At 65.3% G+C, this 14694-nt stretch carries 14 protein-coding genes; all 14 read right to left on the bottom strand.

Annotation, left to right across the window (positions count from 1 at the left end; all coding sequences use genetic code 11):
- Positions 1-11: 11 nt before the first annotated feature.
- Positions 12-914, bottom strand: coding sequence for a cysteine synthase CysM (gene cysM / locus BHE01S_RS04560; RefSeq protein WP_042261029.1), 903 nt, complete (start codon positions 912-914; stop codon positions 12-14).
- A gap of 264 nt (positions 915-1178) precedes the next feature.
- Entirely contained in the window at positions 1179-1526 is a 348-nt protein-coding gene (locus tag BHE01S_RS04555; RefSeq protein WP_042261027.1) for a ComEA family DNA-binding protein, read from the bottom strand.
- Positions 1527-1599: 73 nt separating this feature from the next.
- The gene (gene rfaD / locus BHE01S_RS04550; RefSeq protein ID WP_042261025.1) at positions 1600-2592 is read right to left on the bottom strand and encodes an ADP-glyceromanno-heptose 6-epimerase; all 993 of its coding nucleotides are present in this window, start codon (positions 2590-2592) and stop codon (positions 1600-1602) included.
- Between the two features lie 105 nt (positions 2593-2697).
- The gene (gene rfaE1, locus BHE01S_RS04545; RefSeq protein WP_084068554.1) at positions 2698-3702 is read right to left on the bottom strand and encodes a D-glycero-beta-D-manno-heptose-7-phosphate kinase; all 1005 of its coding nucleotides are present in this window, start codon (positions 3700-3702) and stop codon (positions 2698-2700) included.
- Positions 3674-5071, bottom strand: a complete 1398-nt coding sequence (locus tag BHE01S_RS04540) for a UDP-glucose dehydrogenase family protein (protein ID WP_042261023.1) — start codon at positions 5069-5071, stop codon at positions 3674-3676. The genes rfaE1 and BHE01S_RS04540 overlap by 29 nt, the downstream gene beginning before the upstream one ends.
- 86 nt (positions 5072-5157) lie before the next feature.
- Positions 5158-6333 carry a lipopolysaccharide assembly protein LapB gene (gene lapB, locus BHE01S_RS04535; RefSeq protein WP_042261022.1) on the bottom strand — a complete coding sequence of 392 codons (1176 nt, stop codon included), beginning with the start codon at positions 6331-6333 and terminating at the stop codon, positions 5158-5160.
- 64 nt (positions 6334-6397) lie between these two features.
- Positions 6398-6691 carry a lipopolysaccharide assembly protein LapA domain-containing protein gene (locus BHE01S_RS04530; protein WP_028208175.1) on the bottom strand — a complete coding sequence of 98 codons (294 nt, stop codon included), beginning with the start codon at positions 6689-6691 and terminating at the stop codon, positions 6398-6400.
- A gap of 294 nt (positions 6692-6985) precedes the next feature.
- Complete coding sequence (locus BHE01S_RS04525) at positions 6986-7309, bottom strand: integration host factor subunit beta (RefSeq protein ID WP_027817382.1); 324 nt, start codon at positions 7307-7309, stop codon at positions 6986-6988.
- Positions 7310-7334: 25 nt separating this feature from the next.
- Positions 7335-9065, bottom strand: a complete 1731-nt coding sequence (gene rpsA / locus BHE01S_RS04520; RefSeq protein ID WP_258365450.1) for a 30S ribosomal protein S1 — start codon at positions 9063-9065, stop codon at positions 7335-7337.
- A 197-nt stretch (positions 9066-9262) separates the two neighbouring features.
- Positions 9263-9958 carry a (d)CMP kinase gene (cmk, locus tag BHE01S_RS04515; RefSeq protein WP_042261014.1) on the bottom strand — a complete coding sequence of 232 codons (696 nt, stop codon included), beginning with the start codon at positions 9956-9958 and terminating at the stop codon, positions 9263-9265.
- Between the two features lie 28 nt (positions 9959-9986).
- Positions 9987-11291: a 3-phosphoshikimate 1-carboxyvinyltransferase gene (aroA, locus tag BHE01S_RS04510; protein ID WP_042261012.1), complete on the bottom strand. Its 1305-nt coding sequence runs from the start codon at positions 11289-11291 to the stop codon at positions 9987-9989.
- A gap of 77 nt (positions 11292-11368) precedes the next feature.
- On the bottom strand, positions 11369-12367 hold the full coding sequence (locus BHE01S_RS04505; protein WP_042261010.1) for a prephenate dehydrogenase: 999 nt from the start codon (positions 12365-12367) through the stop codon (positions 11369-11371).
- The gene (gene hisC, locus BHE01S_RS04500; RefSeq protein ID WP_042261008.1) at positions 12357-13478 is read right to left on the bottom strand and encodes a histidinol-phosphate transaminase; all 1122 of its coding nucleotides are present in this window, start codon (positions 13476-13478) and stop codon (positions 12357-12359) included. Before hisC ends, BHE01S_RS04505 begins: the two co-directional genes overlap by 11 nt.
- 129 nt (positions 13479-13607) lie before the next feature.
- Positions 13608-14693, bottom strand: coding sequence for a prephenate dehydratase (pheA, locus tag BHE01S_RS04495; protein WP_042261006.1), 1086 nt, complete (start codon positions 14691-14693; stop codon positions 13608-13610).
- Position 14694: the final 1 nt, after the last annotated feature.

Raw genomic sequence — 14694 nt, 5'->3', positions numbered from 1 at the left:
GCGAGCTTCAATCAGGCTGGAAACACACCCGTAGAGAGATAACGGTCGCCTCGATCGCAGACGATGAACACGATCGTCGCGTTCTCGAGCTGGCGCGCAAGACGCATCGCCACCTCGCACGCGCCGCCCGACGAGATACCCGCGAAAATGCCTTCGACCGAGGCAAGGCGGCGCGCCATGTTCTCGGCGGCGGCCTGGCTCACGTTCTCCACGCGGTCCACGCGGCTGCGGTCGAAAATCTTCGGCATATACGCTTCGGGCCACTTGCGAATGCCCGGAATGCGCGAGCCTTCTTCCGGCTGCGCGCCGACGATCTCGATCGCCTGATTCTTTTCTTTCAGGAACTGGGACGTGCCCATGATCGTGCCGGTCGTGCCCATCGACGAAACGAAGTGCGTGATGCGCCCTTCGGTGTCGCGCCAGATTTCCGGGCCGGTGCTCTCGTAGTGCGCAAGCGGATTGTCGGGATTGGCGAACTGGTCGAGGATGATGCCCTTGCCGTCGCGCTGCATTTGCTCGGCGAGGTCGCGCGCATACTCCATGCCGCCCTTGACCGGCGTGAGCATGATTTCGGCGCCGTAGGCCGCCATGCTCTGGCGGCGCTCGACCGAGAGGTCCTCCGGCATGATGAGCACCATCTTGTAGCCGCGGATGGCCGCTGCCATGGCGAGGGCGATGCCCGTATTGCCGCTCGTCGCTTCGATGAGCGTGTCGCCCGGCTTGATGCGGCCGCGCTCTTCGGCTTTACGGATCATCGAGAGCGCCGGGCGGTCCTTCACCGACCCGGCCGGGTTGTTGCCTTCCAGCTTGGCCAGCACGACGTTGTTGCGGGCGCGGATTTCATCGTCCGGCAGGCGGACAAGCTGCACGAGCGGTGTATTGCCGATCGTGTCTTCAATGGTCTTGTAGGGCATGGAAATGGCGGTGAGGCGCGATGACGTGATCCGTCGATTCTAAACCACGCGGGCAGCGACCGCAGGGGACCCATAACGCCGGTATGGACGCAGGCCAGACGGCCTACCCCCCATGGTTGGCAAAAAGCCCGCGGCCCGGGCCGCGGGTCAACGTCGCGGGTCGACATCACCTGAGCGACACCTGAAGGAAACTGCGGGACACTGCGGGACACTGCGCCCCGCGGCGGTAAAACACGACGCGCGGGGCAAACCGCAAGTGCACGTCTACTTCTTGACCGCCACAGCAGCCTGCGGCGTGCCCGCCTTCGCGGGCGTTGTCTGCGCAACCTTCGCCTGCGCCGCCAGGGGCTGCGCGGGACCGATCGCCAATCCTTCGGCCTGCAGACGTTCGACGGTATGGCCGCCCATGCCCTTCACGCGCTTGCCGAGGTCACTGGCATCCTTGTACGGACCGTGCGCGCTGCGCTCGTCGAGAATGGCCCTGGCGCGCGCAGGCCCCACGCCCTTGATGCCGCGAAGCGCGTCTTCGTTGGCCGTGTTGACGTCCACGGCCGCGAAGGCGTGGCTGAGTACGGCCAGAAGCGCGGCCGCCGCAAGAACTTTTCGGAACATGCTGGATCTCCCTGAAAACGCCGGCGACCATCGCCGGCGACGAGAGTCCAGTGTATGAAGTCAGGGCTTCGCGTTACACCTGGCCAGAAAGCCAACGCACGTAACGATCCACCCCTTCCTGCACCGCCAGGAACGGCGCGTCGTAGCCCGCTGCGCGCAGCTTCGACTGGTCCGCTTGCGTGAAGCACTGGTACTTGCCGCGCAGCGCGTCGGGGAACGCAATGTATTCGATCAGCCCTTCCTTGACCTGCTCCGCGAGCGAGAGCGCGGGCTTGCCTTCCATCGCACGCAGCGTGTTCACCACGGTCGTCGCAATGTCGTTGAAAGGCTGGGCGCGGCCGCTGCCCAGATTGAAGATGCCCGTTTTCTCCGGATGATCGTAGAAGAACAGGTTGACCTTCACCACGTCCTCGACGGAGACGAAGTCGCGCGTCTGCTCGCCCGGCGCATAACCGTTGTATTCGCCGAACAGCTTCACGCGGCCTTCGGCGCGGAACTGGTTGAAGTTGTGGAACGCCACCGAGGCCATACGCGCCTTGTGTGTTTCACGCGGACCGTACACGTTGAAATAGCGAAAGCCTGCAATCTGGCTTTGCGCAGTGGGCAGCACACGGCGGATCACCTGGTCGAACAGGAACTTCGAATAGCCGTACACGTTCAGCGGCGCTTCCACTTCGCGCTCTTCGACGAAGCGCGTCGAGCCGCCGTAGATGGCCGCCGACGACGCATACAGAAACTGCACGCGCTGCGCGAGGCACGCGTCGAGCACGGCGCGGCTGTAGCGGAAGTTGTTGTCCATCATGTAGCGGCCGTCGGTTTCCATCGTGTCCGAACAGGCGCCTTCGTGGAACACCGCGCGCACGTCGCCGAAATCGCCGCGCGCGAAGCGCTCGACGAACTCGGTCTTGTCGAGATAGTCGTCGATCTCGCAATCGACGAGATTCCTGAATTTGTCCGCGCGGGTGAGATTGTCGACGGCGATGATGCGGTCTTCGCCGCGTTCGTTCAGCGCCTTGACGATATTGCTGCCGATGAAGCCGGCCGCGCCGGTGACGATAAGGGTCATGATAGGTCTGCGGTGACGGGGTTCACGCGAGGTTGATCGCCCGCCGGAAAAACGCTGCGGAAATTCCGGCCGGGGTGCGAGCGCTGCGCGCTCGCGTGCGCAACATTATTGAAAGAGCTCGTCGTAGTCGACGGTGGCCGTGCCAAGCTTGCCGACCACGATGCCGGCCGCCCGATTCGCGAGCGCAACGCATTCGACGAGCGGCAAGCCCGCGCCCAGCATGACCGCGACGGTCGCGATCACCGTGTCGCCGGCGCCCGACACATCATACACTTCGCGCGCGTCAGCCGCCGCGTGCAACGCGCCGTCGTCGGAAAAGAGCGTCATACCCTCTTCGGAGCGTGTGAGCAGCAGCGCGTCGAACTGCAGTTCGCGGCGCAGCTTCGTCACGCGCGCGTGCAGGTCCTCCTCGGACTTCCACGTGCCCACCACCTCGCGCAGCTCCGCGCGATTCGGTGTGATGAGGCTCGCGCCGCGATAGCGCTCCCAGTCGTCGCCCTTGGGATCGACGAGCACGGCCTTGCCCGCGGCGCGCGCCTTCGCGATCATCTGCGTAACGTGCGTGAGGCCGCCCTTCGCGTAGTCGGAGAGCAAAATCACGTCGTACGTGGGCAGCAGCGCGTCGAAACGCGCCAGGCCGGCGAGCAGGATCTCATGCGCGGGCGTGTTTTCGAAGTCCACGCGCAACAGCTGTTGCTGGCGCGAAAGCACGCGCAGCTTGATGGTGGTCGGCAACGCGGGATCGCGCTCGAGATACGCGTTCACATTGCTTTCGTCAAGCAGCTCGACGATGCGCTCGCCGGGCTCGTCGTGTCCGACCACACACAGGAGGCCCGCATGGGCGCCGAGCGCCGCCGCGTTGCGCGCGACGTTCGCGGCGCCGCCCAGGCGGTCTTCCTTGCGCTGCACATGCACGACCGGCACCGGCGCCTCCGGCGAGATGCGGTTCACGTCGCCGAACCAGTAGCGGTCGAGCATGACGTCGCCCACCACCAGCACGCGCGAAGTCGCGAGCTTTTCGCGCGGCACGACGCGCACTTCGGGCGCAATCGCGGCGGCAAGCGCGGTCACTCGTGCGGCTTCAGGCCGCGGAGTTTGCGAGATTGACATGAGGCCGCCCAATCGAATGATAGTCAATGCCGAGCTCCGCCATGGCGTCGGGCTCGTAGAGGTTGCGTCCGTCGAAGATCAGCGGTGCCTTGAGCACCTTCTTCAAATGCGCGAAATCGGGCGCCTTGAAGGCGGTCCATTCGGTGACGATCACGAGCGCGTCCGCGCCCGTGAGCGCGTCGTCCTGGCTCGACGCAAACGTCAGGCGCGCGTGCTGCTGCGGCGCGTGCGCGAGATCGAGCGCGAACACGCGCCGCGCCTCCTCGGCCGCGACCGGGTCCCACGCCGCCACCGTGGCGCCGCGCGAGAGCAGGTCGGCGATCAGGCGGCGGCTCGGCGCTTCGCGCATGTCGTCGGTGTTCGGCTTGAATGCGAGGCCCCACACGGCGAAGTGCTTGCCGGTGAGGTCGTCGCCGCACACCCTGGCGATCTTCTTCACGAGCACTTCCTTCTGGCCGTGATTGACCTCCTCGACGGCTTCGAGCACGCGCAGGTTCTGGCCGGACTCCGCGGCTGTGCGGATCAGCGCCTGCACGTCCTTGGGGAAGCACGAGCCGCCATAGCCGCAGCCCGCGTAGAGGAAGTGATAGCCGATGCGCGGATCGGAGCCGATGCCGCGGCGCACCGACTCGATGTCGGCGCCCACGCGGTCGGCGAGATTCGCCATCTCGTTCATGAACGAGATGCGCGTCGCGAGCATGGCGTTGGCCGCGTACTTCGTGAATTCGGCGGAGCGCACGTCCATGTATATCGTGCGTTCGTGATTGCGGTTGAACGGCGCGTAGAGGCGCTTCATCTTCTCGCGCGCGGCGGTACCGTTCTCGTCCTCGTCGAGGCCGATGATGATGCGGTCCGGGCGCATGAAGTCGTCCACGGCCGCGCCTTCCTTGAGGAACTCGGGATTCGAGACGACCGAGAAGCGGTGATCCACGCTATGCGCGAGGCCGCGCTTCGCCAGCTCCTCGGCCAGCACGCCGTGCACGCGCTGCGCGGTGCCGACCGGCACCGTCGATTTGTCGACGACCACCTTGAAGCCGTTCATGTGGCGGCCGATGCTGCGCGCCGCCTCGAGCACGTACTGAAGATCGGCCGAGCCGTCCTCGTCGGGCGGCGTGCCCACGGCGATGAACTGCACCTCGCCGTGCTCGACGCTCGCCCCGACGTCGGTGGAAAAGGTAATGCGCCCGGCCGCGCGGTTGCGCGCGATGAGCTCGAGCAGGCCCGGCTCGTGAATCGGGACGCCGCCGCCGTTCAGGATATCGATCTTGCGCGGATCGACATCGAGGCAAAACACGTCGTGGCCGATTTCGGCAAGACACGCACCGGTGACGAGGCCGACGTAGCCGGTACCGACAATGGTGATCTTCATAGGCGCTCCGGTGACAGATGCGGATGTTGGAATGACTGTGGGCGCGGCCGGCCAGGTGCCGGGCCGGGCGCGCGCGCCCTTAAGGCTCAGCTCGACGCGGGAACCGGCTCGACGCGGCGCGGCGCATAGGTTTCCCAGCCGCTGCAACCCGGACACTGCCAGTAGAAGAGGCGCGCCCGGAAGCCGCAGTTCTGGCAGGTGTAGCGAGGCAGGTTCCTGGTGCGCTGCTGGAGCAGCTTGCGCATCAGTTCGAGTTCGCCGCGGCGCGGCTCTTCAGCCGTGGCCTGCTGCGCTTCGAGCAGGCGCGCCATGCCGGCGAGGTTCGGCGACTTCTGCATCTGCGTACGGGCGAGCGCGTGCGCCGCATCGGGACCGCGCAGCGCGGCGACATACTTGTAGGCCACATCGAGCAGATCGTTCGACGGATGCGCGTCGACCCACGTCGTGAGCAATTGCGCGCCCTCTTCGGCGCGGCCGAGCGTCTCGTAGGCCTTCATGACCTTTTCGGCAACGAGCGGCAGGTAAGCGGGATTTTGCGCCTCGACTTCGCGCCAGTGGCCGAGCGCAGTTTCGCAGTCGCCGCTGGCCGCATCGACGTCGCCCGCAAGGATCGTCGCACGCACGTTCTGCGCGTTGGCCTTGAGCGCGAGCGCCAGTTGACGCCGCGCTTCGTCGGGATTCTTCTGCTGGAGCGCTTCCTGCGCGAGTTCGCAGTGGAACTGCGCGATCTCGAGGTCGAGCGACGCCGCGCCCATCGTTTCGAGATGACGTGCCGTGTCGATGCAGCGGTTCCAGTCCTTCTCGATCTCATAGATCGCGAGCAGTGCGCGCTGTGCGCCGAGCGCGAAGTCGCCCGACTTGAGCTTGCCGAAGGTCTCTTCGGCGCGGTCGAGCATGCCGGCCTTCAGGAAATCCTGGCCGAGTTCATACAGCGCGTGGTCGCGCTCGTTCACGGGCAGATCGGAACGCGAAAGCAGATTCTGATGCACGCGGATCGCGCGGTCGGTCTCGCCGCGGCGGCGGAACAGATTGCCGAGCGCGAAGTGCAGTTCGACGGTTTCGGGGTCGAGCTTGGCGACCTCGATGAACGCGTCGATGGCCTTGTCCGGCTGCTCGTTGAGCAGAAAATTCAGCCCGCGAAAATACGAGCGCGGCAGGTTGGCGCTTTCGGACAGCAGTGCCTTCAGGTCGTAGCGCGACGCCATCCAGCCGAGCGCGAAAGCCACGGGAATGACGAGGAGCCACCAAAAATCGAGATCCATGCGAGCGATGGTATGAGCGGAAAATCAGCCGCACGCGTTCGGGCGTGCGGCACGGCAATACAAATCAGATGAGCGGCGGCAGCGGCGGCTCGACGCTCGGCGTGGGCGTTTCACGCGCCACCCGCAAGTCGCGTTTGAGGCGGCCGTTCTCCATGCGCAGCCGGAACACGCCGGGCAGCGCGGAGAGCAGCCCCGCCAGCAGCCCCACCACAAAAAACGCGAGGCCGATCAGGATCAGCGGGGCCTGCCACGAATATCCGGCCAGAAAGTTCAGCGTCGCGGTTTGCGTGTTGGCGAGCGCAAGTACCAGCAGCAGTACGAACACCAGCACACGGATCACCCAGGCGATCAATCTCATTGAAGGATTCTCTTGGCAGTTGAGAAAGGCGCCGGCACGGCGGACATGCTGCGCCGCAGCACACGCCGCGCCGAAGTGTCCCGTATTGTAATTGAACGGCTCGCGGGCCGACACGTGTGAGCGAGCGCTGAGCCCGTCCACCCAGCTTGCCGGAACCAACCGCGTCGAAAAGGCGCAGACGAAAAAAAGCGCCGGGGTGGTTCACCCTGGCGCCTTTTTACCGGTCCATGCATTCTGGCCATCTGGCATTGACCGCCGACGACCGCAATCGCCCGATCGAAAACGATCCAGCGCTTACAGGTCGTCGTCCGGCTCGTCCGCCTTCAGCGGCTCGCCCGAATTACGGTCCACGCGCTCGCGCAACTCCTTACCCGGCTTGAAGTGCGGCACGAACTTCTCAGGCACCAGCACCTTTTCACCCGACTTGGGATTGCGGCCGACGCGCGACGGCCGACGATTCAGGCCGAAGCTGCCAAAGCCGCGAATTTCGATGCGATGGCCCTTGGCAAGCGCCTCGGACATCGCATCGAGCATCGTCTTGACCGCGAAATCCGCGTCCTTGAGAACAAGTTGCGGAAATCGCGTAGCCAGCTGCGCGACCAATTCAGATTTGGTCATACTTCAGCTTGCCCCCATTTGAGGCTTACTGGTTCTGGCCGTCGAGCTTGGCCTTCAGCAGCGCGCCGAGGTTGGTCGTGCCGGTGGCGGCCTGACCCGAATCGGCCGACATGCTGCGCAGGGCTTCCTGCGTTTCAGCCGAGTCCTTCGCCTTGATCGACAGGTTGATACCACGCGACTTGCGATCGATATTGATGATCATCGCGTTGACCTTGTCGCCTTCCTTCAGCACGTTGCGAGCATCTTCCACGCGGTCTTGCGCGATTTCCGAAGCACGCAGGTAGCCTTCGACGTCGGCGTTCAGCGTCACGACCGCGCCCTTGGCGTCAACCGACTTGACCACGCCGTCGACGATCGAGCCCTTGTCGTTGACAGCAACGAAGTTGCTGAACGGGTCGCCTTCGAGCTGCTTGATGCCGAGCGAAATGCGTTCCTTCTCGACGTCGATGCCGAGAACCACGGCTTCGACTTCGTCGCCCTTCTTGTACTTGCGAACGGCTTCTTCACCCGCTTCCGACCACGACAGGTCCGAAAGGTGAACCAGACCGTCGATGCCGCCAGGCAGACCGATGAATACGCCGAAGTCGGTGATCGACTTGATTGCGCCTTGCAGCTTGTCGCCCTTCTTGAAGTTGCGGCTGAAGTCATCCCACGGATTCGGCTTGCACTGCTTCATGCCGAGCGAGATGCGGCGGCGGTCTTCGTCGATCTCGAGGACCATGACTTCGACTTCGTCGCCCAGCTGGACAACCTTCGACGGCGCAACGTTCTTGTTGGTCCAGTCCATTTCCGACACGTGAACCAGGCCTTCGATGCCCGATTCGACTTCGACGAACGCGCCGTAGTCGGTGATGTTCGTGACCTTGCCGAACAGGCGCGTGCCCGACGGGTAACGGCGCGAGATGCCTTCCCACGGATCGTCGCCCAGTTGCTTGATACCGAGCGAAACGCGGTTCTTTTCCTGGTCGAACTTGAGGATCTTCGCGGTGACTTCCTGGCCAACCGAGAGCACTTCGCTCGGGTGACGCACGCGACGCCATGCGATGTCGGTGATGTGCAGCAGGCCGTCGATGCCGCCGAGGTCCACGAACGCGCCGTAATCGGTGATGTTCTTGACCACGCCGTTGACGATCGCGCCTTCCTTGAGCGTTTCGAGCAGCTTGGCGCGCTCTTCGCCCTGCGTGGCTTCGATCACGGCGCGGCGCGACAGCACGACGTTGTTACGCTTGCGGTCGAGCTTGATCACGCGGAATTCGAGGGTCTTGCCTTCGTACGGCGTCGTGTCCTTGACCGGACGCGTGTCGACGAGCGAACCCGGCAGGAACGCGCGGATGCCGTTGACCATGACGGTCATGCCGCCCTTGACCTTGCCCGTGATCGTGCCGGTCACGAGTTCGTTGTTGTCGAGCGCCTTTTCCAGCGACAGCCACGAAGCGAGACGCTTCGCCTTGTCGCGCGACAGGATGGTGTCGCCGTAGCCGTTTTCCAGCGCGTCGATCGCGACGGAAACGAAATCACCCGCCTGAACCTCCACTTCGCCCTGGTCGTTCAGGAATTCCTCGATGGGAATATAGGCCTCGGATTTCAGGCCAGCGTTGACGACCACGAAGTTGTGGTCGACGCGCACGACTTCAGCGGAGATGACTTCGCCGGCGCGCATGTCCTGGCGGGTCAGCGACTCTTCGAACAGAGCCGCGAAAGATTCGGTATTGGGGGTGGAGGTTTGCAGGTCGGACATAAAAATCTGGATTTGCATGGTTTTCGCTGCCCTGCCAGCCAGTTTTGACTGCCGGGCGTTGAGGCCGGAACACGATGCTCGCGGCGCAGATGCAAAAGCCATACGGGGTTAAAGGGTTTAACACACGCCCTGTTTCTTTTCAGGGCACCAACTCGCACTGCTTACTGCTTACTGCTTACTGCTTACTCTTTACTGCGCTTTGCCCCGTTCGTCGCTTACCGGACGGGCCGCAGTTGGCTCGACTCCTGAAACCACTGCACCACCTGTTCGACCGCCTGGTCGATGGAGAGCGCCGAGGTGTCAAGTCGCTGAGCATCCGCTGCAGGCTTGAGCGGCGCGGCCGCGCGGTTACTGTCGCGCGCGTCGCGTTCACGCAAATCCCGAAGCAAGTCATCCATATTAGCAGAAAAACCTTTTTGGATCAATTGCTTATGCCGGCGGGCCGCACGGGCCTCCACGCTGGCCGTCAAAAACACCTTCAGAACGGCGTCCGGGAAGATCACGGTGCCCATGTCGCGGCCGTCCGCGACGAGCCCGGGAAGCTTGCGGAACGCCCGCTGGCGCGCCACGAGCGCGGTGCGTACAGCCGGATGCGCGGCGATCATCGAGGCGCGGTTGCCCACCTCCTCGGCACGGATTTCGTTCGAAACGTCGACGCCGTCGAGCTGCGCAAGCCCCTCGCGGAACGTGATATGGAGATCGTCGATCAGCTTCGCAAGGCTCTCGGCGTCGTCGGCCGCAATCGCGTAGCGCATGCTCGCGAGCGCCGCCAGCCGGTACAGCGCGCCGCTGTCGAGCAGGTGAAAACCAAGGTGCGCGGCGACGAGCGCGGCCACCGTGCCCTTGCCGGAGGCGGTCGGGCCGTCGATTGTGATGACGGGCGTCGGATAAAAGGGACGGGTCGATTTCATGCGGCGAAGGTACTCGGCTTTATTCGAATCAAGGTTGTGCGAGCGCCAGGAAACGCTCGAAATAATCGGGGAACGTCTTGCCGACGCACTTCGGGTCGTTGATGCGCACCGGCACGCCGCCGAGGCTCACGAGCGAGAAGCACATCGCCATGCGGTGATCGTCGTAGGTGTCGATCGCGGCGTTCGGCGTCAGTTTCTCGGGCGGACGCACGATCAGGTAATCCGGGCCCTCTTCCACGTTCGCGCCCACCTTGCGCAGCTCCGTGGCCATCGCGGCGATGCGGTCGGTTTCCTTCACGCGCCAGCTCGCGATGTTGCGCAGCGTGGTCGCGCCGTCGGCGAACAACGCCGCCACGGCGATCGTCATGGCCGCGTCGGGGATCAGGTTGAAGTCCATGTCGATGGGGTCGAGCTTGCCGTGATCGTTGCCGATCCCGCGCACCTCGATCCAGTCGTCGGCGACCGTGACGTTCGCGCCCATGCGCATGAGCGCCGCGGCGAACTCGACATCGCCCTGGATACTCGAGCGCCCCACGCCTTCCACGCGCAGCGGCCCGCCGCCAATCGCGCCCGCGGCGAGGAAGTATGACGCGCTCGACGCATCGCCTTCCACCATGATCCTGCCCGGCGACTGGTAGCGCACGCCCGCCGGAATCTCGAAGCGATGCCAGCCGTGGCGCTCGACCTTCACGCCGAAGCGCTCCATCAGCTTGATCGTGATTTCGATGTAGGGCTTGGAGATCAGCTCGCCGTCCACCTCGACGATCGTCACGCCGTCCTTGGCGCGCACGAGCGGCAGCGTCATGAGAAGCGCCGTGAGGAACTGGCTCGACACGTCGCCGCGCACGCGGATGGGCGCCTCGACCGAAATCGGCGCCGGGCGGATGCGCAGCGGCGGATAGCCTTCGTTTTCTTCGTAATCGATCTTCGCGCCGATCTGGCGCAGGCCGTCGACAAGGTCGCCGATGGGCCGCTCGTGCATGCGCGGCACGCCGTGAATGCGGTAGTCGCCGCCGTTCACCGCGAGCGCGGCCGTGAGCGGACGCACCGCCGTGCCCGCGTTGCCGAGAAAGAGATCCGCGCGCACCGCCTGGAACGCGCCGCGCGTGCCCTGCACGACACAGGTGTCGTCTTCGCGCTTCACCTTCACGCCGAGCTTTTCCAGCGCGTCGAGCATCACGCGCGTGTCGTCGGAGTCGAGCAGGTTCGTGATGGTCGTTTCACCCTCGGCCAGCGCCGCGAGCAGCAGCACGCGGTTCGAGATGCTTTTCGAGCCGGGCAGACGGATCGTGCCGGACGCACGGGTGAACGGTCCGAGATCGAGGTGTTCCATGAGCGTGTCCTGAGAATGCCTTGGGTTGCAGCCTGTTTTTTTGCGGCGCTCGCGCCGCCTTGCTGGGTCTTGCTTGCTTATTTGCCTGGTGCCATATCGATGGACCCCGCGATGGACGCTGCCGCGCCCTTGCCGCCGCGCTCCTGCCATGCCTCACGCGCCGCGCGCGAACGCGCGAACACCGTTTCGAGCGCTGCGCCGTCGCCGGCGTCGATGGCCGCGCGCAGCCTGGCGAGCACTTCAGTGTAGCCGTCGAGTTCGGCGAGCAGCGCCGCGCGGTTCGCGAGGCACACGTCGCGCCACATTTCCGGGCTCGACGCGGCAATGCGCGTGAAGTCGCGGAAACCGCCCGCCGCGAACGAGAATTTCAGCTGGGCGTCGGGCGACGCGAGAATCTGGTCGACGAGCGCAAACGACAACACGTGCGGCAGATGGCTCACCGAGGCGAACACGCGGTCGTGCTGCGCGGCCGGCATCTCGCCGATCACGGCGCCGGTGGCGCGCCACATCGCGGCGATGCGCTCGACCGATGCCGGCGCGTTTTCCGCGAGCGGGCACAGCACCACGTTGCGGCCGACGTAGAGATCGGGCAACGCGGCGTCGACCCCGCTCGACTCGCGCCCGGCGATGGGGTGCCCCGGCACGAACTGCGCAACGCGCGCGCCGAGCGCGGCACGGGCCGCGGCGATCACATCGCTCTTGGTGCTGCCGGCGTCGGTGAGGATGGTGTCCTGCCCCAGGTGCGGCACGATGCGCTCGAGCAGCGCCTGGGTTTGCGCAACGGGAGCGGCGATCAGCACGATATCGGCGCCGTCCAGCGCGGCGGCGAGCGCCGCTTCGTCGTCGAGCGTCGCGGCGGCGTCGATCACGCCCAGTTCGAGCGCGCGCGATACCGACTTCGCGCTACGGCCCACGCCGATCACCTGCGCGCCTTCGCCGCGGCTTGAACCGCGCTCGCGCAACGCGCGAGCGAGCGACCCGCCGATCAGGCCCACGCCGAAAATCACCAGTTTGTTAAACGAAAACGCACTCACGACGTCACCGAAAAAAGTAAGGGTTGCGCGCTCACGGCGCACCGAGCGCTCGCTCGAGGGCCGCGACGAACGCCGCGTTCTCCTCGGGCAAGCCGATCGTCACACGCAGCCACTGTGGCAGGCCATAGTTGCCCACCGGGCGCACGATCACGGCTTGCTTGAGCAGCGCGAGATTCACGCGCTCGCCGGCGCCGTCGTCCGCTGCGTCCTTCGCCACGCGCACCAGCACGAAATTGCCGTCCGAAGGCACGTATTCGAGGTTCAGGCGCTCGAACGCCGCGGTGAGCGTGCGATAGCCTGCGGCGTTGAGCGCCGCGCTGCGCTCGAGGAACGGCGTGTCGCCGAGCGCGGCGATGGCCGCTGCCTGCGCGAGCGTGTTCACGTTGAACGGCTGGCGCAGACGGTTGAGCAGATCGGTCAGCTCCGGCTGCGCGATCGCAAAGCCGATGCGCAGGCCCGCGAGCCCATACGCCTTCGAGAACGTGCGAGACACGAGCAGGTTCGGATAGCGGCGCACCCAGGCGATGGAGTCATAGCGCTTCCCGGCCGCGAGATATTCGGTGTACGCCTCGTCGAGCACGATCGCGACATGCGCAGGCACCTGCGCGACGAACGCCTCGAGCTTCGCGCCTTCGACGAACGTGCCGGTCGGGTTGTTCGGGTTCGCCACGAACACGAGACGCGTGTCTTCGTCGATTGCCGCCAGCATCGCATCGAGATCGTGGCCATAACGCACGGCTGGCGTGACGATATGGCGCGCGCCGAGGCCCTGGGTCGCAAGCGCGTAGACCGCGAACGAGTACTGCGAATAGACGATCGACTGACCGCGTTCGACGAACGCATGCGCGGCCATTTCGAGAATGTCGTTGCTGCCGTTGCCGAGCGTGATCCACTCGGGCGGCACGTCGTAGCGCTCGGCCAATGCGGCCTTCAGCTCGAACGCGTTCGAATCGGGATAGCGTCCGAGTTCGCTCGCGGCCTGCGCGATCGCGCGTTGCGCCGATTCGGGCATGCCGAGCGGATTCTCGTTCGACGCGAGCTTCACGATGCGCGCTTCGTCGAGCCCGAACTCGCGGGCGACTTCGGAAACCGGTTTGCCGGCGATGTATGGTGCGATTGCGCGCACGTACGGGGGGCCGAATTGCGTGGTCATGCGTCTCTCCAGGGCTCAAGGCGCCGGGCGTACAACGGTCTCTTCCGGACGGATCGGCAAACGCGCGCCGCCCGGCATCCTCATGCGGCGGGCGACAGCAGGCGGCGGCCCGCCCGCGCCTTCCCCAGGTTAGCGCGCGCGCGGATACGAGCCGAGGATCTTCAGATACGCGGCTTTCTTGCTGAGTTCGTCGAGCGCGGCGGCTACGGCGGGTTCGTCGCGGTGACCTTCGAAGTCGATGTAGAAGTAGTACTCCCACGTGCTGCCAAGGCGCGCCGGCCGCGACTCGAAACGCGTCATCGACACGCTGTGGCGCGCGAGCGGCTCGAGCAGTTTGTACACCGCGCCCGGCTCGTTCTTCACCGACACGATCATCGAAGTCTGGTCGCGCCCCGTCGCGCCCGCCGGCTGCTTGCCGATCATGACGAAGCGCGTACGGTTGTGCGGGTCGTCCTGGATCAGCGCGTTCGCGATCAGGAGGCCGTAGTGCGTGGCGGCGCGGTCGCCGGCAATCGCCGCGACCGTCGGATCGGCGGCGGCAAGACGCGCAGCCTCCGCGTTGCTCGACACGCTCTGACGCTCGAGCTGCGGCGCGTTCGCCGTCAGCCAGTGCTGGCACTGCGCGAGCGCCTGCGGATGCGCGCACACGCGCGTCACGCCTTGCAGGTTGCCGCTTTGCGTCATCAGATTGTGCTGAATCGGCAACGCGATTTCGCCGCCAATGACGAGCTGCGTTTCGAGGAACAGATCGAGCGTGCGCGAGACGGCGCCCTCGGTCGAATTCTCGACCGGCACGACGCCGAACTCGGCGGCGCCCGCCTCGACCGAGCGGAACACCTCGTCGATCGACGGGCACGGCAGGCCTTCGATCGACTGACCGAAGTACTGGTACATCGCCTGTTCGCTATAGGTGCCGACCGGGCCGAGAAAGGCAGCCGAAATCGTCTTTTCGAGCGAACGGCTCGCGGCCATGATCTCGCGCCAGATCGCGCTGATGTGCTCGTTGCCGAGCGGACCGTCGCTCATGTTCTGCAGGCGCTCGATCACCTGAAGCTCGCGCTCCGGGCGAAACACCGGCGCGTTGAAATGCTTCTTGACCTCGCCCACTTCGAGCGCGACCGAGGCGCGCTGGTTCAGGAGCGCGATGAGCTGCGCGTCGATCGCATCGATGCGTTCGCGCAGCGGCTTGAGTTGGGAGTTGAGTTCGTCGTCCATG

The sequence above is a fragment of the Paraburkholderia heleia NBRC 101817 genome (genome assembly GCF_000739775.1).
Taxonomy (GTDB): Bacteria; Pseudomonadota; Gammaproteobacteria; order Burkholderiales; family Burkholderiaceae; genus Paraburkholderia; species Paraburkholderia heleia.
This window is presented reverse-complemented; position numbering and strand designations above follow the sequence as displayed.